This window comes from Paraflavitalea sp. CAU 1676 (assembly GCF_029223285.1).
Taxonomy (GTDB): Bacteria; Bacteroidota; Bacteroidia; order Chitinophagales; family Chitinophagaceae; genus Paraflavitalea.
Genome location: NZ_JARHUJ010000003.1, coordinates 661,484 through 683,332, shown reverse-complemented (window position 1 = coordinate 683,332; position 21,849 = coordinate 661,484). Strand labels below are relative to the sequence as shown.

The window sequence follows — 21,849 nt, the reverse complement described above, 5'->3', positions numbered from 1 at the left end:
GCACTTGTTTGAGATGGATTAAGTATTTTGTTTCCTCGTTGTTCCCAAAGATACGTAATTGTGCGGCAGTGCTTTATACTGGCCGCACGATACGGAAAGGAAATAATTTATGAAGAAACACCCGATCCTTTTGGCTGCGCTGCTGGCTACGATGGCTGGCCAGGCACAGCAAACGAAAAAAGACAGCCGCCCCAACATTATCATCATTCTCGCCGACGACCTTGGCTACTCCGACCTGGGTTGTTACGGCAGCGAGATCAAAACGCCCAACCTAGATTACCTCGCAGCCAATGGCGTGCGGTTCACTAATTTTTACAACACTTCCCGATGCTGTCCCACCAGGGCGTCGTTGCTCACTGGTCAATACCAGCACCGCGCAGGCATAGGTGAAATGACCACCGATCGCAACCGGCCCGGTTATTATGGCCGCCTCACGGAAAATGCCGTTACCCTCGCCGAGGTGTTGCGCTCTGCTGGTTACCGTACCGCCATGAGCGGCAAATGGCATGTGTCGAATACCTTCGAACAGTCGAACCCGCAGGAACAGCTGAAGTGGCTCAACCACCAGGCATCGTATCCCGCCTTTTCGCCCCTGGAGCAATACCCGGCAAACCGTGGTTTTGAAAAGTACTATGGCACTATTTGGGGGGTGATCGATTTCTTCGATCCGTTTAGCCTGGTGAATGGCACAAAACCGGTAGAGCAGCTGCCCGCCAACTATTACCACACAGACGCGCTCAACGACAGCGCCATAAGCTATATCAAGGAGTTTGGAAAAGGCAACAAGCCTTTCTTCCTGTATCTCGCGCACAATGCCCCACACTGGCCCTTGCAGGCATTGCCCGCCGACATCACCCAATACAAGGAAACGTATAAGGTGGGTTGGGATAGCATTCGGCAGGCCCGGTACAACCGCATGGTGAAGTTGGGACTGATCGATCCAAAGACCACACCCTTATCACCCAGGATCAAAAGCGAGCTGAGTTGGGAAAACAATCCCGATAAAGCCTGGGATGCGGAAGCCATGGCGGTGCATGCTGCTATGATCGACCGGATGGACCAGGGCATTGGCCGCATCATCGCCACATTAAAGGCCACCGGTCAATTGAACAACACACTGATCTTTTTCCTGAGTGATAATGGCGCCAGTGCCGAGAATGCTGCGCGCTATGGGCCGGGTTTTGATCGTCCGGGCCAAACCCGCACCGGCGAGAAGGTGGTGTATCCTGTCAACAAAGAGGTGATGCCCGGACCACAAACCAGTTTTGCTTCCATTGGTGAGCGCTGGTCGAATGTGGTGAACACGCCTTACCGGTTCTGGAAAGCCGAATCGTATGAAGGTGGTATCAATACACCCATGGTGGCATTCTGGCCGCAAGGTATGAAGCTGAAGAAGGGAAGCATCACTCACCATACTGGTCACGTAATGGACTTTATGGCCACGGTGATAGAGTTGGCCAAAACGAAGTACCCTACACAATACAACGGTCATGCGATCAATGCGATGGATGGTATTAGTCTGGTGCCTGTATTTAAAGGCTACGCGGTGGAGCAGGGCAGGGCATTGTTCAACGAACATTTCAACGCAAAGTATGTACGCCTGGGCGACTGGAAACTGGTGGCGCCCTCCAACGACAGCACCTGGCGTTTGTACAACCTGAAAGAAGATGCTACGGAACTCAATGATCTCTCGGCGAAAGAACCCGGCAGAGTGAAGGAGCTTCAACAATTATGGCAGCAGTGGGCCACTCAAAATAATGTACTGCCTAAAAAGTAACGACCGCGATGTTGCATTCGCTCATGGTGGATCGGTAAATAGATATGCTGCCTTAGCATATACTCCCCGGCTAGTGCCGGGGATTTTTTATGGTACTGATGCAGGTGGTATCACTTGCACCCGGTTGCATCAATCTGTGGTATAATCTACCCACGTGGTTGACTACTGTAGCTGTTGATGAAAACCTTTCATAGCAGCATGAAAAGATTTCATGTTGAAGCTACGATGTGGCTATCGTGATATTACTATGTGAATAAAAAAATAGATACAAACAACCATTACAGAAGCACGACTAACGGGAACTAATAGACAAAAAGCTTATCTTGTAGGTAGCTTCGCTATTCACATCAACTAAAACCTTGCTTATGAAAAGAATTACACTCCCTGTATTCTTATTACTCCCTCTATTCTTATTACAGCAGCCCCTGCAGGCGCAATCCTGGCAACTGGTTTGGCAGGATGAATTTACCAATGGCATCGGACCCGATTGGGTCTTCGAAACAGGCACCGGCTCGGGAGGCTGGGGCAATAACGAGATGCAATACTATCGTACCCAGAATGCAACCGTGCAAAACGGTCAACTGGTGATCACGGCCCGTAATGAAAGTTTTGGCGGAAAGAATTATACATCAGCAAGAATGAAAACGCAGGGCCGTAGGTCCTGGAGGTATGGCAGGATAGAAGCCCGTATAGCCATGCCTGCCTTCCAGGGCGTATGGCCCGCTTTCTGGATGCTGGGCGATAATATAGGCACGGCCGGCTGGCCGGCTTGCGGCGAGATCGATGTGATGGAACACGTCAATACGGAGAGCCGTACGTATGGCACCATTCATTGGTCGGACCCAAACAACAACTATGCATCTTATGGTGGTAATACCGCCGTGGGTGTTACCGGTTTTCACACCTATGCCATCGAGTGGACAGCGGCATCCATCAAATGGTTCGTAGATGGCGTACAGTTTCACGAAGCCAATATTCTCAACGGGGTTAACGGCACTGGTGAGTTCCATAACAACTTCTTCCTCATCCTCAATATGGCGATAGGTGGCAACTGGCCCGGCTTTACGGTCAACAATGGAGCCATGCCCGCCAATATGTATGTTGATTATGTGCGGGTGTACCAGCAAACCAGTGGTCCTTCCCCTGTTACCATACAGGCGGAGAGCTACAGCAATATGCTGGGCATTCAAACCGAAGCTTGTACGGATGCCGGCGGCGGACAGAATGTGGGCTACATCGATGCCAATGATTGGATGGCCTATAATAGCATCAACTTCCCTACCAGTGGTTCATACCTCGTAGAGTACCGGGTGGCCAGCCTCAGCGGCGGTGGTCGTTTGTCGCTTGATCTCAATGCAGGTTCTATACAGCTGGGCGCACTCAATGTGCCTTCTACCGGTGGCTGGCAAAACTGGACCACCATTTCACATACTGTCAATGTGAATGCCGGCACCTATAATGTAGGCGTATTCGCACAAGCGGGCGGATGGAACCTGAACTGGATCCGCATTACCCGCCAGGGCAGCGCCAGGGTGGCGAATACGATCACGGCTGCAGAAGAACGAAGAGCTGCGGAAACGCTTAAGGGATTTGAGTTGTTCCCGAATCCTGTAAAAGATGAATTACGGATCAATACCGGTGAGAACCTTGCTGGTGGATTGTTGCGGATCTATGACGTGATGGGTCGCCTGGTATTGACGGCAACAGCAACTACCAACCGGGTCAATGTAGCGAAGCTGACGCCGGGTGTATATACCTTGTTGTTTACCAAAGAAGGTAAAACCACAACAAGACGGTTTCTCAAGTAAGTGAATTGCACGCGTCCTGTATCAATGAGTTTTAGGTAGCCTGCCTGCACTGTACAGGCAGCCATGCCCGACTGGGATAACCCGGCCGGACAGGCTGCTGCTGCAGTAGCCTGTACAACAACGTTTGTGCCGGGCCGGGTGGTGCATGCCATACAGCACCCTGCATTCTTTCACTTAAATAAAACGATCATGAAAAAATCAACTTGCATTCTTCTCTTATTCCTCCTCGGTTCTCAATGGTTGCAGGCCCAGTTTAAAGTGGTAGGCTATATGCCTTCCTGGGCGGGTAGCGTTAATGCTATCCAATACAGTAAGCTCACCCATATTAATTATGCTTTCCTGTTGCCAACTTCTACCGGTGGTTTACAGGCCATCGAGAATCCTTCCAAGCTGCAAAGCCTGATATCGCTGGCACATTCGAATGGTAAGAAGGTGCTCATTGCCGTGGGCGGCTGGAACAATGGCGACGATGGCGCCTTTGAAAGCCTGGCGGGCAACGCCACTTACCGAAACACTTTTGTGAACAACATGATCAACTTCGTGAACCAGTATGGACTCGATGGCATCGATATCGATTGGGAGTATCCCGACGCAGGTGCTTCAGCCAATAACTATGCGACGTTGATGCAGCAGCTATCGACCGAGATGCACAACCGCGGTAAACTGCTCACGGCTGCCGTGGTGGCCATCAATGGTGGCAGTATCCTCAGCAGCGTGTTCAATATGGTCGATTTTCTCAACCTCATGGCTTATGATGCCAACAGCTTCGACCACTCTACTTACAACTATGCGGTGCAAAGCATCAATTACTGGAAGGGCAGGGGATTGGCTGCTTCAAAGGCCATATTGGGTGTGCCTTTCTATGGCCGCCCGTCCTGGGAGTCGTATGCGGCCTTGCTGGCGCGCGGCGCCAGTCCCAATGCCGATGTATTCAGCGGCGTGGGGTATAATGGCATCCCCACCATCAAGAGCAAGACCAACCTGGCCTTCGATCAGGGCGGCGGCATCATGATGTGGGAACTCTCGCAGGATGCCACTGGTGCCAACTCGCTCTTGTCGGCCATACACGAAGTGGTGCTGCAGCGAACCGGCGGTGGGGGTACTACCATTACGATCCAGGCGGAGAGCTACAATTCCATGTCGGGCGTGCAAACGGAGGCTTGCACCGATGCAGGTGGCGGGCAGAATGTGGGTTGGATAGACGCTACCGATTGGATGGCTTTCTACAATATCAATTTCCCGGTGAGCGGCTCCTATAAAGTGGAGTACCGGGTGGCCAGTTTGAGCGGCGGCGGCACTTTGTCGCTCGATCTCAATGCCGGTTCCATCCAGTTGGGGGCTTTGGCAGTACCTTCTACCGGTGGCTGGCAAACCTGGACAACGATCTCGCACAATGTAACCGTGAATGCCGGTACCTATAATGTAGGCGTATACGCACAGGCGGGTGGCTGGAACCTCAACTGGATCAAGATCACCAGGCCTTCGGGTGCCAGGGTCATCACGCAGGTGAACCCAGCGGCCGAAAGAAAAATAGCAGAAAAGCCGGGAGCCGGTAAGTGGACCTTATTCCCCAACCCGGTGCGTGACAGGCTCAGTATTCTGGCTGGTGAAGATCTCTCGGGTGGCACCCTGCAGGTGTTCGATATCACTGGCAGGCAGGTCATTACATCGAGAGTGGCTACCTACCAGCTGGATGTGAGCAAACTGGCACCTGGCCTGTACACGCTGGTGTTTACCCGTAAGGATAAAACGGTGAAGCGTCAATTTATCAAAGAGCACTAATGGTAGCGCTGCTTCCGTGTGTCATAGCAGGATACGTTCACATTTAAACCTTGATTCATTATGAAACATCTTTCCTTTTTCCTGCTATGCCTTTCTTTCACGGGCTTTGCGGCCGCCCAAACGCCGCCGACTACCTGGCAGGAGCATTGGTTCGAACACAACCAGTTGCTCAACAGAAAGTTCTACGACAATGACGTGGCCGTGTACTACGACAACGACGTGAGCAATTCCATTACCTGGCCCTATTCGTTTGTGGGTGATGTTTGGCGGTATACGAAATCGGTCTATGGTGCATTTGGCAGCGATCCGCATTTGTTTGCCGTGTTCCATACCAATAAGTACAGTGGAGGGCATCCTTCTACTTACTTCGATGCCAGCCACGATAACCGCAACATGATCGACGTGGGTCCCGGGCCCTGGACAAGTGGTGCCAATAACGACCTCGATATCGTTACGCATGAAGTAGCGCATATCGTGGAAGGCGCCAGCAAGGGTGTCAAGAACTCCCCGGCTTTCGGTATCTGGGGCGACAGTAAATGGGCCGAGATCTTTATTTACGATGTGTACCGCGGTCTGGGGCGCACCAGCGACGTTACGCGTTGGTACAACCTGATGATCAACGGCACCAGCAGTTTTCCCCGGGCCAATACCTATTGGTTCAGGGATTGGTTCTATCCCATTTACAATGCCTACGGCGGTACGCAAACGCTGAACAGGTATTTCACCCTGCTGTCGCAGTACTTTCCTAAAAGTGGCAGTGCCTATAGCCGCGGTATGAACTGGGGTGAATTCGTACACTTTTGGAGTGGTGCTGCCGGGGTAAACCTGAAGCCATTGGCTACAGCGGCTTTTGGATGGCCGGCCAATTACGAGACCGAGTTCAACCAGGCGCGCATCAGTTTTCCCTTCACGTATCCTGATGGGGCAGTCACCGTGTATAAAAACTGCAGTTACGGCGGCTATGCGATCCCCTTGTTGCCGGGCAGTTATACATTGTCGCAATTGCAGGCGAAAGGTATCCTGAACGATGATATCTCTTCGCTGCGGGTGCAGAATGGTTACAAGGTAACGTTGTATCAGCACGACAATTTCGGCGGTACTACCCTGGTGAAAACGGCCGATGACGATTGCCTGGTGAACGATAGCTGGAATGATGCTGCTTCTTCGCTGGTGGTGGCCAATGTGGTGGTGGTGAACAGTGAGTCGCCTACTACGTTAACCGGCCAGACCACCGTAGATGTTGCGGCCGCGCAAACCATCAAAGGGCTGGAGATCTATCCCAACCCGGTATTGAATACACTGTACCTGTCGTCGGGGGAAGACCTGTCGGGCGGTTTGGTAAGGGTGTATGATATAGCTGGGCGCCAGGTGTGGAGCGGCAAGCCGGTATCTAACAGGATCGATGTGTCGAAACTTTCGGCAGGCACTTATACTTTGATCCTTACGAAAGAAGGTAAGTCGGTCACGAAGCGCTTTGTGAAATAAGCTTCACTGCATATTACTGCATATGGACTATGGTTGGCTGCGTTGGCCGGATGGAGAGTCGGTTGCGCTGTCTCCCATGGTCTGTATGCTTTTTAGAACTTTACCTGGGCTGTGAGGCCGGTAAAAAGAATGTCTTTACCGGGGCCGGCCGCTTTGAGAAAAGCGCCGCTGTTGAACCAGGTGAACTCTGCCCGGAAATACAGGAAGGGATTGGGTGTGTAAATAAATTCGATGGCCAGCTGGTCGCCGATATGTTTGTCTGCAATACCTTTCCCGGAATAGAGAAGCGCTACATTGGGTCCATAAATGCCATCGTTGCGGCTGTAACGCCAGAATAGATCATAATCTACATTCCAGGTTAGCTTCTTTGTCAACGACAGTGACAAGGAAGGATGTATGTCGAACAGGTTGACCGGACCGATCAAGGCTGCCTGTCCGAAGTAAGCGCCCCGCGGGTATAGCGGGTTGAAGGTATTTAAACGGCCATCGTCATATTGTTTGTCTCCGCTAATGAGTTCTGTCTTCAAACCAAGTTCTGGTGTAAACTTTACTTTCTTCCATTTATAGCTGGTGTACAGCGAAGCCGTCCAGGCATGGATGGGTGAGCCGGCGAAACTGCCCAACTGGTAGAGGCCTTCCGCATCATACCGCCAACCCCCGCTTGCGCCCCATGTATGCGCCCCCAAGGAATGCCGGTTCTCTTTGCCAATGCCTTCGTCGAATAGGGCTTTGTCGCGCCAGTGACCGAGATAGTAGAAGTCGATGTTTTGCAGTACCGGAAGATTGCTCCGGGTGAGGTAGAGGCCATATAGCTTCGCGTGTTGATTAAATCCGTCATTGAAGATGCCCTTTTTCGCGGCCACAAAATGTCCATAGAATACATCGAGGCGATAGGGCCCTTCGGTATAAATGGCGCGGGCGGCATCGAACGACTGGCGGTTATTGGGGCCATCGCGCACAGCAATGATGCGCTGGATGCCATAGAGCAGTTCCTGCCGGCCGATGCGTATAATAAGTTTCCTTGTACTATTGCTCATGAGGGCAGCGTCGGCAAATGCCTGGTGTACCTCAAGCGGGTTTTCTTCTACGGGGCTGGTGGATAGTTTGCCATTCACCAGACTGCTTTGCAGTTGTAAAAATGCACGGAAGTGATGGCCTGTATGGAGGTCGGCATGTAAGAGGTAGCGGGCCAATACATACCCATCTTTGTCTTTGGGCGCTTCACCCCAATCTTCGTTGGTGAAATGAAAATACTGGAACCTTGCTTCGCCGCCCAGGCTGACATAGGTGTTGCCGCTCTTGTTGAGCGGACTGTATTTCGTTCTTTCGTACCAGCCTCGGGCGCTGTCATTTTGCAGCCGGGAATAATCCTCCTCGTACCGGAGGGGTTTGAAAGCCGGTACGGTTTGGGCATGCGTAATGAACAGGGATGCGGAAAGCAGTATGGCCAGGAGGTATTTCATATCTTCCACAAAATTATTCCGGCACAAACTGGCAGGCAATAGCTATATGCTATAAAAAGTTGTACATACCATAGAAACTTAAAACAGTGCTTGCCAACATTGTTTTATCTTGGGGCCCAACTTTAAATCACCTGTCATGCGTTTACCTGTCATTTGCCTTGCGGTCCTGCTGTTTGCTACTGCCTGTGGTGTCAATAAGAAAGTGTCGTCTTCGGCCAACAAGAATGAGATCACTGTGATGAGCTATAATATTCATCATGCCAATCCGCCTTCCAAGCCTGGTGTTATAGATCTCGATGCCATTGCAGCGGTGATCAATAAGTACAAGCCCGATGTGGTGGCACTGCAGGAAGTGGACGTCAATACCAAGCGTTCCGGTGTAAATGAGGCTTCGCTGCTGGCAGAGAAAACGAAAATGAACTTCTATTTCGCCAGGGCCATCGATTATGATGGCGGCCAATACGGAGTGGCCATCCTTTCGCGGCAGCCACTCAATGGCGGTACTACCTATCCTCTGCCTACTGCCGTGGGAACCAATGGGGAACCTCGCGTGTTATCGACCGGCTGGATAGAAGTGAATGGCAAAAAGATCGTCTTGGCCTGTACGCACCTCGATGCACAGCGCAACGATACCAACCGGGTGTTGCAGATCAATGCACTCACCGGTATTTTAGCCAAAGAAACCAGCCCGGTGATCATAGCTGGCGACCTGAATGCGACGGCTGGCGGACCGGTGATCGATGTGCTCGACCAGCATTTTACCCGCACCTGCACGCAGAACTGTGGTTTTACCATTCCGGTGGAAGTGCCCACCAAGACCATCGACTTTATTGCCTTCAAGCCAGGTAATGGATTTTCAGTGGTTTCCCATACAGTGATCGACGAAAAATATGCGTCAGACCACCTGCCGGTGATCGCTACGCTGAAATGGTAGCAGGTAGCCAGTTTGCCCGGTCTCCGGGCATTTAGGTTCAACTTTTCATGCGGTAAGGGCGTACAGTGTACGTATCAAAAACGAACACTGTGACGCCCTTTGCGTTTCTAAGTGTTTGAGAATAAGAAAGCTGGAGTTTGGCATTTTAATGGTACAGCTACATCAGCCAAAACCATCGAAGCTATGCTCCGTAACTACTTCAAGCTCGCTGTACGCAGCCTTTTCAAGAACAAGTCTTCTTCGCTGATCAATATCAGTGGCCTGGCTGCCGGCATGGCAGTGGCTATCCTCATCGGATTATGGATATTTGACGAACTTTCTTTCAATCGCTCCTTTGAGCATTATGACCGCCTGGCCAAGGTGTGGCAATTCGTACGTTTTGGCGATGGCGATAAATCGTCGTACGATGTAATGCCGGCGCCTCTGGCCCCTGAGTTGCGCAACCAATACCCCGACTTTGAGGCAGTGAGCATGTCATCGCATACGCAGGAAACAGTGGTGGCGATTGGCGGGGAGCAATTCAGCAAAGGCGGCAATTATGTAGAACCATCTTTCCCATCCATGTTGTCGTTGCGCATGTTGTCGGGCGATCGGAATGGGTTGCGTGATATTAATTCCATTCTGCTTTCCCGCTCACTGGCCGCCAGCCTGTTTGGTCGCGGAGAGGCTTTACACCAGGTGATCACCCTCAACAATAAAATGCCCGTAAAGGTGGCTGGGGTATACGAAGACTTTGGCGGCAATACCCAATTTGCGGGTGTGGAGTTCCTGGCCCCGTGGGACCTTTATGTGGCCAACGACAATTTCGTGAAAGCGGCGGTGAAGGATTGGGACAATAACAATTACCAGCTTTTCGTGCAGGTGAAACCAGGTATCGATATGGTTGCCTTGTCGACGAAGATCCGAGACATCCGAATGAAAAGAGAAGATCCGCCGGCCTATAAGCCCGAATTCTTCCTGCATCCTATGAGCAAGTGGCATTTGTATTCAAGCTTTAAGAATGGGGTGAATGATGGCGGCACCATTCGTTTCGTTTGGCTGTTTGGCATCATTGGTGTCTTTGTCCTGCTGCTCGCTTGCATCAATTTTATGAACCTCAGCACGGCGCGGTCCGAGAAGAGAGCGCGTGAGGTAGGCATCCGTAAAGCGATCGGCTCCGAGAGGAGGCAACTGATCGTGCAGTTCCTGACCGAATCTCTCCTGGTAGTGGGGGTGGCGCTCATCCTGGCGCTTTTGCTGGTGCAGGTGAGTTTACCCTTCTTCAATATCGTTTCGGGTAAAGAGCTTTCCATTCTTTGGCCGCAGCCCTTGTTCTGGGGACTCTTGTTGGCCTTTAGTTTGATCACCGGATTGGTGGCCGGTAGTTATCCCGCCTTCTATTTATCGTCGTTCAAGCCGGTGAAAGTGTTGAAGGGGGTATTCAGGGCAGGCCGTTTCGCTGCCTTGCCAAGGAAGGCGTTGGTGACCTTCCAGTTTACGGTATCGGTAGCGCTGATCATTTGTACCATCATCGTATTTAGACAAATAGAACATGCAAGGACCAGACCGTTGGGATATTCGCAGGAAGGATTGATCGAAGTAAATATCAATACGACAGATCTCCGTCGTAACCTGGGGCCTTTGCGTACCGACCTGATGGCGTCGGGCGCTGTGGTGGATATGGCGGGTGCGTCGTGCGGTATCACCAGTCAGGATGGCGGCACTACCGATTTTTTCTGGGAAGGAAAGAATAGGAACAACACGCCGCTGGTGATGAGTAATAATGTAACCTACGACTTTGGTAAAACGATCGGGTGGAAGCTGGCGCAGGGGCGCGACTTTTCGCGGGCCTATGGATCAGACTCTGCAGCGATCATATTGAATGAGGCGGCTGTGAAACTGATTGCCTATAAACAGCCCCTGGGGGCTTTCGTAAAAAGCGGCGGCAAAGAATATAAGATCATCGGTGTGGTAAAAGATATGGTGCGTGAATCGCCGTTTACGCCGGTGCAGCCCACTTTCTTTAAGCTGGGCAAAGGGGTGGCGGTGATTGACATCAGGCTTACACCCGCAATGACGGCGAGTGAGTCGCTGGAGAAAGTAGCCAAGGTGTTCAAGACCTACAATCCTGGCGCTCCGTTTCAATATACGTTTGTCGATGAGCGGTTTGGCAAGAAGTTTGGCCATGAGGAGCGTATCGGCAAACTGGCCAGCTTTTTTGCGGTCCTGGCTATCTTCATATCCTGCCTGGGACTGTTTGGTCTTTCATCCTTTATTGCAGAGAAGCGCACCAAAGAGATCGGGGTTCGTAAAGTGTTAGGCGCTTCGGTGCTTCAGCTATGGGGACTATTGTCGAAAGAGTTTGTAGTGCTCGTTGGCCTGTCGTTGCTGATCGCCTTACCGCTGGCTTATTATTTCATGAGCGATTGGCTGGGCAACTACGAATACCGCGCGTCACTATCCTGGTGGATCTTTGCGGTTACTGCATTGGGCGCTTTGGCCATCACCCTGATGACCGTGAGCGTGCAGGCTATCAAAGCAGCCCTGATGAATCCCGTCAAGAGTTTACGGTCGGAATAAAACGTATCAATTTGTCCATTGCGTTGGCGCTTGAAAAGGGTGCTTTCCGTCAGTTCTTTTTAGCTCATTTGCAGGAGGCTAGCGGATGAGCAGCTGCCGGTTAATATATTCAATGACGTCATTGGGGAAGGTGCCCAGCCAGCAGAGCAAAACAACCATGACGATCAGGGATGTATAGGTGGTTAGATAAAAGAAGGGATGCAGCGTTTTTTTGACCGGCGTTGGCACAGCTTCTCCAAACAAGGTGCTGATGACGCGCAGATAATAGTAGAGTCCGATCACACTGGTAATTACCAGCACGGTTACAGGGAACCATAGCTGCTGTTGTGCACCGGTTGCCAATACAAAAAACTTAGCCAGGAAACCTCCTGTCAGCGGAATACCAGCCAACGACAATAATGCAAGCGTTAGTACGGCTGCTGTCACAGGCTTTTTCCAGAATAGTCCCCGAAAGAGTGCCAGGTCGCCTGTATCCTGTTCGCGACTTGATAAAAGCGTGATCACGCCAAAGGCTATCAACAAAGTAATGGAATAGGACAGCAGGTAGAAAACGGCCACCTGTACACCGGCGGCATTGCCGGGCAGGAAAGCGACCAACAGGTATCCGAAATGGGCTATTGACGAATAGGCCAGCAGCCGCTTAAGATTTTGCTGTCGCAATGCCAATAGGTTGCCGATGATCATGGAGGCCACTGCAAGGACCAAGAACACTGTAATCACCATGGGATAGTTTGACAGCCCGATGGTCTGGAAGAAACGGAGTAATACCGCAAATACCCCGATCTTCGACGCGGTGGCGATAAAGGCAGTAACGGGCGTGGGAGCGCCTTCGTATACGTCGGCCGCCCAAAGGTGGAAGGGTGCCAGGGCTAGCTTAAATCCGATGGCCACGACCATCATGCCAGTTCCCGTAATGAATAATATGGAATGACCATTGGATGTCTGCAGTTTTTTTGCGATGGTTGCGAATTCCATACTGCCGGTTTCCATATAGATCATAGCCATGCCAAAGAGGAGAAAGGCGGAAGATATGGCTGCGAGCACCAGGTATTTAATACCCGCTTCTACGGCATTGTTGCGGTTGCGCAGGTAGGCAATGAGCGCATACAGACTTACACTCAGGAGTTCCAGACCGATAAACAGGGATATAAAATGACTGCTGATGCTTAAGACAGCGGCTCCCAGAGTGCCCAGGAACAACAATATGTAGTATTCTTTGGGATTTTCCTCTCTTTCTTCAAAGTAAATAAAGGAGAACAAGCCTACTACCATTACACATAAAACAAGTAACCCGGTGAACAACAGGGCAAATCCATCTATTTGAAAGATGGGGTAGATGGCCACTGGCAATAACGCAGACGCTTGCAACAGGGCCACCATTACAGCGCACATCAAAATAAACCCGGTTATTTGTATTACGGTATGGCTTAGCCGGAAGGCAATCAACAGGATCACCACCAGCGATGCGGCGGCCAGTAACGTATAAGGAAGCAATGCCTCGAACTGAAGCCCGTTCATAGGAGCGTGTTTTTATTGATGTACCGTCATTTTCACCATATCCAATATGGGTTGCGGAAAGAGCCCCAATAGTACCATACTGATACCCAGGGTTGCCATTATGATCAGCTCTCTGGGGGTAAGGTCTTTTGGTGGTGAGGCGCCTTTGACTGGCCCCAGGAAAACTTTCTGCATCATGCGCAAGGAGTACAAAGCGGCAAATATCAATCCGAGCGTGGCGATGGAGGTAAGGGCAGGTTGTACCGGAAAAGTTCCCAGCAGGATCAGGAATTCGGCGATAAAACTCCCAAGCATGGGCAATCCCAGCGACGCCATGGTAAAGAGGAGCGCCATACCGCCCATGGCCGGCATTGCCGACCACAAGCCTCCCATTTTCTCAATATCCCTGGTGTGCAATCTTTCCTTTAGCATGCCGGCCATCGCAAACAGTGCCCCTGTGCCGATGCCGTGTGTGAGCAACTGCATGATCACCCCTTGCAAGGCTATTTCCCGAAAGGCAAATACTCCTAACAGCACAAAGCCCATATGGCTTACAGAAGTGTAGGCGATAAGCCGCTTAAGATCGGTTTGCGCATAAGCCAGCATTGCTCCATAGACAATTCCCACCGCTCCAAACAGCATGGCCCACCAGGCGATATCGGCGGCAGCCTGCGGAAATAAAGTGAGTACAAAACGGATAATGCCATAAGCCCCGGTTTTGAGCAGCAGGCCGGCCAGTATCAAGCTACCAGCCGTAGGAGCTTCACTATGGGCATCGGGCAACCAGTTGTGAAAAGGCACCACTGGCAGCTTCACGGCAAAGGCGATCAGGAAGCCCGCCATGATCCACCTGGCCGTTTCTGGTGCGAGCGAAACGTTGAGCAGATCGAAGTAGTCGAACGTATAGACGCCACTTTGCGTGGCATTGACGAAGTATAAAGCCAGGATAGCCAGCAGCATGAGTAAACCACCGGCTTGCGTAAAGATAAAAAACTTGTAAGCGGCATAACGGCGATTGCTATCGCCCCAGATGGCAATCAGGAAATACATGGGCACCAGCATGACCTCCCAGAAGAAATAAAATAAGAAAAGGTCCATCGCCATGAATACCCCGCTGATGCCGGCGAGTGTCCACAGCAGATTAAAAAAGTAGAAGCCTGTTCTTTCCCTGATCTCGTTCCATGAGCAGAGCACCGCCAACAATCCCAGGAAAAAAGTAAGCAGCAATAGTACAAGACTGAGCCCGTCGATGGCTACATGGAAACTGATGCCGAATGCCGGTATCCAGTTGATCCGGTAATCGATGAGCCAGGTGGCCTGGCTGCGCACCGTATCTCCATATTGCCAGGCAACAGATCCAACAATAAGTAGGCCGGCGGCTAGCGACAACAAGGCAGCCCACTTTGATAGCTGTGTATTCCACCGCGCCAGCAGCCAGCACAGGAAGCCTCCTGCCAATAAGATCCCTATCATCCATACCAGTATCATAACAATAGCTGTAAGGTGACGATAAATAAAATACCAATGAGTACAGCTGCTATGTACCATCGCAGCGAGCCATTTTGTGAGGCCGAGAACAGGCGGTTCAGTGAGACAGAACCCCGTGCGATGCCGCTGTACACGCGGTCGAATACATCGTTCTTATTGATCCTCGTAAGGTACAGAAATGGTTGTATGAACAGGGTGCGGTATAGCTGGTCGAACTTCCATCCGTCGAGCAGGAAGCTTCGAAATGCCAGCATCCTGGTGCCGGCCTGCCACCTGTATATCCTGCCGGTTATGGGGTAGTACCAATGATAGCCCATATATATACCCGCAATCGTGGCAGTCGCGGCGATCCCTTGCAGCAGGAATTCGGGTGGATGGTTTTCCTGCAGGATGGTGGCCGGCAATACCTGTTGCAATTCGTCGGAAAACAGGGTAAGGTGTAAGATATTATGTGGCCATTCAATAAAGCCGCTGATCAGTGACAACGCCGCCAGCGTGATCAATGGCAGGTAGATCAGCCGGCCCCCAAATTTGCCGACGGGCGTTTTTGCTTCGCCCCAAAATACAACCAGGAGTAATCGGGTGGAATAACAGGCTGTGATAAATGCGCCTGCCAGGGCGATGGCCCAGAGCAGGATATTCCCATTGCCTGCGCTCCACGCATACCACAATATCTGGTCTTTGCTGAAAAATCCTGCCGTTATCAGCGGAAGGGCGGCAAGGGAAGCAGCTCCGCTCAGGAAGGTGTAGAATAACAGCGGCATTTTCTGCCTCAGTCCACCCATCTTGAAGATGTTGTGTTCGTGGTGCAGAGCTTCGATCACGACGCCTGCGGCCAGGAACAGCAGTGCTTTGAAAAAGGCGTGCGTGAAGAAATGGAAGATGGCAGCGCTCCAGGCACCAACGCCTAATGCGAGGAACATATACCCGATCTGGCTAATGGTAGAATAGGCGAGTATCCTTTTGATATCCGTTTGCACCAGGGCGCTGCAACCAGCTATGAACAAGGTAATGGCGCCTATAACAGCGGTAACCGACATGGCCATCGGAGACAGCAGGAATAATCCATGCATACGTGCAATGAGGTATACACCGGCTGTTACCATCGTAGCCGCGTGTATCAAGGCACTAACGGGCGATGGACCGGCCATGGCATCGGGCAACCAGGTTTGCAAAGGCAACTGGGCCGATTTTCCGATACCACCAGCCAGGAGTAATAAAGGGATGAGGGTACTATAGCTGGCGCTACGGGCGAAGTGCTGCGGAGCCTGGTTCAGGATGCCGGGTATACTCAGGGTACCCAGCTCTTTAAACAACAGGAACAAACCAATGGCCATGGCTGTATCACCGATCCGGGTAATATAGAAAGCTTTATTGGCTGCATAACAGTTGGCAGGTTTTTCGTACCAGAACCCGATCAGCAGGTAGCTGCACAGACCCACGCCTTCCCAGCCCAGGTACAATAGCACCAGGTTATCTGCCATTACCAGCAAGAGCATACTGCATACAAATAAATTCATGGAGGCAAAGAAGCGGGCGTAGTCACGGTCCTGGCGCATAAATGCTACCGAGTAAATATGGATAAGCGCTCCAACGAAGGTGATGATAAACACGAACAGGAGCGATAGTGCATCCAGCCGAAGGTCGATGCCAACTGATAAGCTCTCCACCCGGAACCATTGCCAGAGGGATTGCGTCCAGGCTCCCCCGGCGGGTGGCGACTGTAGAAAACGGATGCCCCATAGCAAGGTGAAGACAGCCGATGCAATGACGCTGCCTGCACCGATCCCTGCAATGACGTTTCGGGAAAACCTTCTTCCTCCCAGGAACAAGACCAGGAAACCTGTCAATGGCAATGCTGGTATAAGCGCCAATAAGGGCATATTCATTGTTTAATCGGGTCAATCACTCAATTCGTTGAGATTGTCCACATCCAGTGTTTTATGCTGGTGAAAGATCTGTAACACCAATGCCAATCCCACAGATACCTCGGCCGCTGCCATCGCCAGTATCATGAGGAACATCACCTGTCCGTCGGGCTGCTGCCATTTGGCGCCGGCCGCTACAAAGGCAATACCGGCAGCATTCAGCATGATCTCGGCAGACAGTAGCAGGAAGATGATATTCCGGCGCGTGAGCACGCCGATCAGTCCCAGTACAAACAATATGGCGGCGACGATTAAAACGGTATTGGTGTTAAAGGATGTCATACAATCGATTTTGGTTCTTTATGATCGACGATCTGTTTTGCATTGTCTGCCTGCGAGGCAGGGGGGTGGCCATGGCTATTTTCTTCTTCCTGCAAAAAGCGGTGCAGGTGTTTTTTCCGGTGCTTGCCGATATGGGCAGCTCCTACGATCCCGGCCATCAATAAAAAGCCAGCCAGTTCCACGATAATGATGTATTCACCATATAAAGACAGGGCTACTTTGCGGGCATCCACTACTGTTACGGGCAAGGGTGTTGGTTTTTCCTGTAACAAGAGTACGATCAGCTCGCCGAGTAGTATCAGCGAGAGGATCGAGGGACCTATCCATATTTTGGGTTGCAGCCACAGTTTTTCCTGCAAGGTTGTTGTGTTGCCCAGGTTCAGCATCATGACGAAGAAAATGAACAGTACCATAATGGCGCCTGCATAGATAATGACCTCCAGCGCTGCTACAAAGGGCGCCCCCAGGGTTACAAAGATCATGGCGGCAGCCATCAGTGATACGACCAGGTACAATAATGCATGGATCGGATTATAACGGGTAATGACCATGATGGTGGCCAGGATGGCAATCAAGGATGATATGTAGAAGAGTGCTGACATTTTATGGCATAGCTGTTGGCTTAAGGCAATAAGTCATGTATATCTACCGGTCGTTCTTCCTGGTCTCCTGCTCCTTTTTCTTTTACACCTATATTCACTCCGGCCGCTTTATAAAAGTTATAACCTGGGTATTTTCCCTGACTGTCGATGAGCAGGTCTTCTTTTTCAAACACCAGGTTTTGTCGTTTGAATTCTGCCATTTCGAAGTCGGGGATGAGTTGAATGGCATAGGTGGGACAGGCTTCTTCGCAGTAGCCGCAAAAAATGCAGCGCGAAAAGTTGATGCGAAAGAATTCGGGGTATCGGCGGCCATGCTCGTCTTCCGTGGCTTGCAGGGCGATACAATCTACCGGGCAGGCGGCTGCGCATAGGTAACAGCCTACGCATCGCTCGCCTCCGTCGGGGTCTTTGGTGAGCACGATCCGCCCTTTGTAGCGTGGACGCAGCCTTATTTTTTCTTCCGGGTATTGAATGGTGGCCTTTTTATGGAAGAGGTGCAGGAAAACCAGCCACATTGTGCGGATATGACTTATCATGGTCTTTGTTTTTACGTATGTAGCAGCGCTCTTATCCTCTTAAGCAGAGGGCAATAGCGCCGGTTACTAATAGGTTGACCAATACCAGCGGCAACAGGATCTTCCATCCATATCCCATCAGCTGGTCATATCTGGGGCGGGGTAGCGAAGCCCGCAGTAATATGAAGATGCCGATGAAAAAGAATGTTTTTAAAAAGAACCAGGCCCAGGGTGGCAGAAAGCCGGGCCCTAGCCAGCCACCGAAAAACAGGGTGGCCGTCATGGCCGATATCAGGGTGATGCCCAGGTATTCTCCAATAAAGAACATACCGAATTTCATTCCCGAATATTCCGCGTGATAACCAGCGATCAATTCGCTTTCCGCTTCGGGGATGTCGAATGGGAGGCGGTGCGTTTCGGCTATGCCTGCAATGAAAAAAATGATGAACCCCAGCGGTTGGGTAAAGACGAACCAGGTATGTTGCTGCGCAGCCACGATAGCGCCCAGGTTGAATGAGCCGGTGAGCATAACGATACCCATCAAAGAAAGGCCCATGAATACCTCATAAGCGATCATTTGAGAAGCCCCGCGCAAGGCTCCCAATAGCGAGTATTTGTTGTTCGAAGCCCAGCCGCCCAGTACAATACTGTAAACGCCCAGTGACGACATGGCCAGGAAGAACAGCAGTCCGATATTGAGGTCGGCTACTACTATTTGGGGAGCAAATGGGATGATCACAAAACTCATCAATACACTGCCCACCACGATGGCCGGTGCCAGAATGAATAACCATTTATCGGCAAAGGGAGGTATCCAATCTTCTTTGAAGAAGAGCTTGAGGGTATCGGCCAATACAATCAAAATGCCGAGCGGCCCTGCGCGGTTGGGGCCCAACCTGTCCTGCCACATGGCGAGCAGCCTGCGCTCTACCCAGATCAATCCTGCGGCGATATTCAACAGTACGAACAATACGCCGAGCACGATCCAGATATGTTGCATCACGGTCATACTGCATTGTTTTTTAGTGAAGGAGCGATGGTCGCCCACGAGCCCCAGGTAAGGGCCGGCATGCCAGGCAAGCCGGCAGGCAGCAATACTATTCCGTTGCACAAATGTTCTTGTATCTTCAGCGGATAAGTATATTCCTCGCCCTCTGCTACCAGGGTGATATTTTTTCCATCAGTTATGCCCAGTTCGGCTGTGTCTTGAGTGGACAGGCCTATATAAGGCTCGGGACATAGCTCCCGGATAGCTGCGCTGTAAGCGCTCAGTTCGTCGGATCCGAAAATATGATAGGCCGGCAACAACAGCCATTTATTGCGCGGCGCCGGCAGGGCTTCCGGTATGTCGGTAAAGTACGCGGTGGGTGTTCCTGTCTTTTGTTCCAGCAAGCGAATACCCGGATCACCTCCGCTTAATGCACCACCTGTTTCCTGCTGGTATTTATTCACCGACTGGATCGAGTTCCAGCCGGGCGCCCAAAAGAAGGGGATCAAGGAGGCTGGTGGTCGATTGGGGTATCCTTCCATGGTAAAGGAGAGTGGAGAGTCATTGTCCTGCAATGGCTTCGGTTCGCTCACAGCTAGGTTGGCCAGCATGGCGGTACGGCCACTATAACGATGCGGTTCGCGGGGAATGGCTTGTCCATGTATTCGAAACTCAGGCGGATAGCTCACCCGGGAGATGCCGTTAAATTGAGGAAGTGTTTTTTCCAGCTTCGTAAGCCAGTCATTGGGATGAAGTTCCAGCCCATTGCCTGAGCTGGTTTGCAGGGATCTCATCTGCCAAAACCATTTCCAGCTTTCTTTAACCATACCGGTAGTGGGAACAAAGACCTGGTAATAACGCTGGGCACGTCCTTCATTGTTAATAAGGGTGCCATCGGCTTCGGCCATAGTTGCGGCCGGTATCAATACCTGGGCTTTCTCTGTGGTGCCATTGTGTAAGGAGTCCAATACGATGAGGTTTTTGCAGCGGTTGAAAAAAGCGTTGGCCTTTGCCGGGGGTATGCTGCGGTACAGGTCCTGTTCGAGGATGATAACTACGGTATTGTCGTTTATCCTGTCAATGGATTTTTCAAAAGAGGGAGCCTGCATCATAGCAAGGGTCATACTGTTACAGGCAGGCAATACATAAGATAGCATGGCTTTTCTTTCTCCGGTATTCAATGCCCCGGCAATATCGAAAGCCGCTTTGATCATCGCTTCGTTGTAACAGGAGGGGCCACTGATGATGAGGGGGCGCTTTGCCTGTTGCAGGGCTTTGGCAATCTGTGCGGCTTTCGCTGCCAGTTCATTATTCAGTTGGGGTACTTCGGGCAAACCAGGATGAATGGCATGCGCGATGGCGAATCCCATCACGGCAATATCGTGGGGCGTTGCATGCAGGGTGCAGGTACTGATGTCGTCCAGCGGTGAGGCGGTAAGGCCGGCGTTGGCGAGGAATCCTTTGTTGTCCTGTACAAGTTCTCTCACGGCGGCATCGTGCCAGCCGGCGATCGACGTCTGTTGCAGCGCGTTGGCTGCCGCACTGTTCATAACTGCCTGGCGAACCGACAGGGCCATGATAGGAGCAGTATTCCAAATATCTTCTCCCAGCACCAACACGGCATCAGCCTGTTCCATTTCTTTCAGCGAAGGAGTGTGCACAGCCCCCGATTGCAGGATGCTGGCTATCAGTTTACCCAAGGCAGCCTCGTCGAGACTTACTCCCTGGTAGAAATTTTCGCTGCCTACCAATTGCCGGAGGGCAAAATTGCTTTCTACGGAGGCTCTGGACGAGCCTATGCCGATCAGTGTACGCGATTGGGTGAGCAGTAGCTTCAGGTGATCCATCAGGCTTTGCTCATCAACTGCCTCGGGGACACGGTTTCGTATCAATGGCTGGGTGATGCGGTTTTCATCATTCACGAATTCGTAGCCGAAGCGGCCCCTGTCGCATAAAAAATACCCATTTACTGCGCCGTTATAGCGGTTGGTGATAGATCGTATTTTCCCATAGCGCTCGCCTGCGGTCGTATTACAGCCCAGGCTGCAATGCTGGCAAACAGAAGGAGCGGCAGTGAGGTCCCATTTCCTGGTATAGTGTTGTTTCAGTGTTTTGTCGGTAAATACTCCGGTAGGACATACTTCAACGAGGTTGCCACTGAAAGGGCTTTGTAGTATGCCGTCTTTTTCCCTTCCAAAGTAAACATGGTGATGCGCGGCAAATACATTCAGGTCCTCTCCGCCTGCATAGTCTTTATAAAACCTAACACAGCGGTAACACTGGATACACCTGTTCATTTCATGATTCAGGAGTGGACCAAGGTATTGATTGAGGTAAGTGCGTTTCTTATACTGGTAGCGCCGGTAGTTGTGTCCCGTCATGACGGTCATGTCCTGGAGGTGACAACATCCGCCTTCGTCGCACACAGGACAGTCGTGTGGGTGGTTGGTCATGAGCCATTCAATGACCTGCCCGCGGAAAGCTTTGGCGGTTGCATTCGAAACTGAAATACAGGCACCTTCTTTTACGGGTTCCATACAGCTCATCACAATACGGCCCTGGGTATCTTCTTTGTCCTTGAACAGCGTGATGGCACATTGGCGGCAGGCGCCCACACTGCCCAGGGCGGGATGCCAGCAGAAATAGGGAAGGTCAAGACCGAGGGTCAAACAGGTTTCGAGCAGGTTTTTACCGGCTTTTACTTCGTATGGCTTGTTATCTATATAAATTGTTGGCATATC

15 protein-coding genes are annotated in these 21,849 nt (G+C 51.4%); 6 read left to right on the top strand and 9 right to left on the bottom strand.

The features are described from left to right. Window positions 1-109 precede the first annotated feature (109 nt). From P2H89_RS11710 to P2H89_RS11695, 4 genes are all read left to right on the top strand, one after another. A complete protein-coding gene (locus P2H89_RS11710; RefSeq protein ID WP_275826931.1) occupies window positions 110-1,777 on the top strand; it encodes an arylsulfatase in 1,668 nt (555 codons plus the stop codon). A gap of 365 nt (window positions 1,778-2,142) precedes the next feature. Next, on the top strand, window positions 2,143-3,585 hold the full coding sequence (locus tag P2H89_RS11705; protein WP_275826930.1) for a carbohydrate-binding protein: 1,443 nt from the start codon (window positions 2,143-2,145) through the stop codon (window positions 3,583-3,585). A gap of 189 nt (window positions 3,586-3,774) precedes the next feature. After that, entirely contained in the window at window positions 3,775-5,367 is a 1,593-nt protein-coding gene (locus tag P2H89_RS11700) for a glycosyl hydrolase family 18 protein (protein ID WP_275826929.1), read from the top strand. A gap of 60 nt (window positions 5,368-5,427) precedes the next feature. Continuing rightward, entirely contained in the window at window positions 5,428-6,852 is a 1,425-nt protein-coding gene (locus P2H89_RS11695; protein ID WP_275826928.1) for a T9SS type A sorting domain-containing protein, read from the top strand. Between the two features lie 92 nt (window positions 6,853-6,944). Here P2H89_RS11695 and P2H89_RS11690 read toward each other — a convergent pair whose 3' ends face one another. After that, window positions 6,945-8,315 (bottom strand): alginate export family protein, encoded by a 1,371-nt coding sequence (locus P2H89_RS11690; RefSeq protein ID WP_275826927.1) that lies wholly within the window; start codon window positions 8,313-8,315, stop codon window positions 6,945-6,947. Window positions 8,316-8,451: 136 nt separating this feature from the next. On the opposite strand from P2H89_RS11690, the gene P2H89_RS11685 reads away from it, so the two are divergent. Further along, window positions 8,452-9,249 carry an endonuclease/exonuclease/phosphatase family protein gene (locus P2H89_RS11685; RefSeq protein WP_275826926.1) on the top strand — a complete coding sequence of 266 codons (798 nt, stop codon included), beginning with the start codon at window positions 8,452-8,454 and terminating at the stop codon, window positions 9,247-9,249. A gap of 183 nt (window positions 9,250-9,432) precedes the next feature. Then, a complete protein-coding gene (locus tag P2H89_RS11680) occupies window positions 9,433-11,808 on the top strand; it encodes an ABC transporter permease (RefSeq protein WP_275826925.1) in 2,376 nt (791 codons plus the stop codon). A gap of 78 nt (window positions 11,809-11,886) precedes the next feature. Here the strand turns inward: P2H89_RS11680 and P2H89_RS11675 are convergent, their stop codons facing one another. From P2H89_RS11675 to nuoG, 8 genes are read right to left on the bottom strand one after another with little or no spacing between them, the layout of a single operon-like run. Then, on the bottom strand, window positions 11,887-13,326 hold the full coding sequence (locus tag P2H89_RS11675; RefSeq protein WP_275826924.1) for an NADH-quinone oxidoreductase subunit N: 1,440 nt from the start codon (window positions 13,324-13,326) through the stop codon (window positions 11,887-11,889). 12 nt (window positions 13,327-13,338) lie between these two features. Then, entirely contained in the window at window positions 13,339-14,793 is a 1,455-nt protein-coding gene (locus P2H89_RS11670; RefSeq protein WP_275826923.1) for an NADH-quinone oxidoreductase subunit M, read from the bottom strand. Beyond that, the gene (gene nuoL / locus P2H89_RS11665) at window positions 14,790-16,676 is read right to left on the bottom strand and encodes an NADH-quinone oxidoreductase subunit L (protein WP_275826922.1); all 1,887 of its coding nucleotides are present in this window, start codon (window positions 16,674-16,676) and stop codon (window positions 14,790-14,792) included. Before nuoL ends, P2H89_RS11670 begins: the two co-directional genes overlap by 4 nt. Window positions 16,677-16,694: 18 nt before the next feature. Next, window positions 16,695-17,003 carry an NADH-quinone oxidoreductase subunit NuoK gene (gene nuoK, locus P2H89_RS11660; protein WP_275826921.1) on the bottom strand — a complete coding sequence of 103 codons (309 nt, stop codon included), beginning with the start codon at window positions 17,001-17,003 and terminating at the stop codon, window positions 16,695-16,697. Beyond that, complete coding sequence (gene nuoJ / locus P2H89_RS11655) at window positions 17,000-17,605, bottom strand: NADH-quinone oxidoreductase subunit J (protein ID WP_275826920.1); 606 nt, start codon at window positions 17,603-17,605, stop codon at window positions 17,000-17,002. Before nuoJ ends, nuoK begins: the two co-directional genes overlap by 4 nt. 20 nt (window positions 17,606-17,625) lie before the next feature. Then, the gene (gene nuoI, locus P2H89_RS11650; RefSeq protein WP_275826919.1) at window positions 17,626-18,141 is read right to left on the bottom strand and encodes an NADH-quinone oxidoreductase subunit NuoI; all 516 of its coding nucleotides are present in this window, start codon (window positions 18,139-18,141) and stop codon (window positions 17,626-17,628) included. Between the two features lie 31 nt (window positions 18,142-18,172). Beyond that, on the bottom strand, window positions 18,173-19,129 hold the full coding sequence (gene nuoH, locus P2H89_RS11645; RefSeq protein ID WP_275826918.1) for an NADH-quinone oxidoreductase subunit NuoH: 957 nt from the start codon (window positions 19,127-19,129) through the stop codon (window positions 18,173-18,175). After that, on the bottom strand, window positions 19,126-21,846 hold the full coding sequence (nuoG, locus tag P2H89_RS11640; protein WP_275826917.1) for an NADH-quinone oxidoreductase subunit NuoG: 2,721 nt from the start codon (window positions 21,844-21,846) through the stop codon (window positions 19,126-19,128). Before nuoG ends, nuoH begins: the two co-directional genes overlap by 4 nt. Window positions 21,847-21,849 lie beyond the last annotated feature (3 nt).

Coding starts and splice junctions, on each gene's coding strand:
- P2H89_RS11710 (WP_275826931.1), top strand. CDS start 110: ATGAAGAAACACCCGATCCTTTTGGCTGCGCTGCTGGCTACGATGGCT.
- P2H89_RS11705 (WP_275826930.1), top strand. CDS start 2,143: ATGAAAAGAATTACACTCCCTGTATTCTTATTACTCCCTCTATTCTTA.
- P2H89_RS11700 (WP_275826929.1), top strand. CDS start 3,775: ATGAAAAAATCAACTTGCATTCTTCTCTTATTCCTCCTCGGTTCTCAA.
- P2H89_RS11695 (WP_275826928.1), top strand. CDS start 5,428: ATGAAACATCTTTCCTTTTTCCTGCTATGCCTTTCTTTCACGGGCTTT.
- P2H89_RS11690 (WP_275826927.1), bottom strand. CDS start 8,315: ATGAAATACCTCCTGGCCATACTGCTTTCCGCATCCCTGTTCATTACG.
- P2H89_RS11685 (WP_275826926.1), top strand. CDS start 8,452: ATGCGTTTACCTGTCATTTGCCTTGCGGTCCTGCTGTTTGCTACTGCC.
- P2H89_RS11680 (WP_275826925.1), top strand. CDS start 9,433: ATGCTCCGTAACTACTTCAAGCTCGCTGTACGCAGCCTTTTCAAGAAC.
- P2H89_RS11675 (WP_275826924.1), bottom strand. CDS start 13,326: ATGAACGGGCTTCAGTTCGAGGCATTGCTTCCTTATACGTTACTGGCC.
- P2H89_RS11670 (WP_275826923.1), bottom strand. CDS start 14,793: ATGATACTGGTATGGATGATAGGGATCTTATTGGCAGGAGGCTTCCTG.
- nuoL (WP_275826922.1), bottom strand. CDS start 16,676: ATGCCCTTATTGGCGCTTATACCAGCATTGCCATTGACAGGTTTCCTG.
- nuoK (WP_275826921.1), bottom strand. CDS start 17,003: ATGACATCCTTTAACACCAATACCGTTTTAATCGTCGCCGCCATATTG.
- nuoJ (WP_275826920.1), bottom strand. CDS start 17,605: ATGTCAGCACTCTTCTACATATCATCCTTGATTGCCATCCTGGCCACC.
- nuoI (WP_275826919.1), bottom strand. CDS start 18,141: ATGATAAGTCATATCCGCACAATGTGGCTGGTTTTCCTGCACCTCTTC.
- nuoH (WP_275826918.1), bottom strand. CDS start 19,129: ATGACCGTGATGCAACATATCTGGATCGTGCTCGGCGTATTGTTCGTA.
- nuoG (WP_275826917.1), bottom strand. CDS start 21,846: ATGCCAACAATTTATATAGATAACAAGCCATACGAAGTAAAAGCCGGT.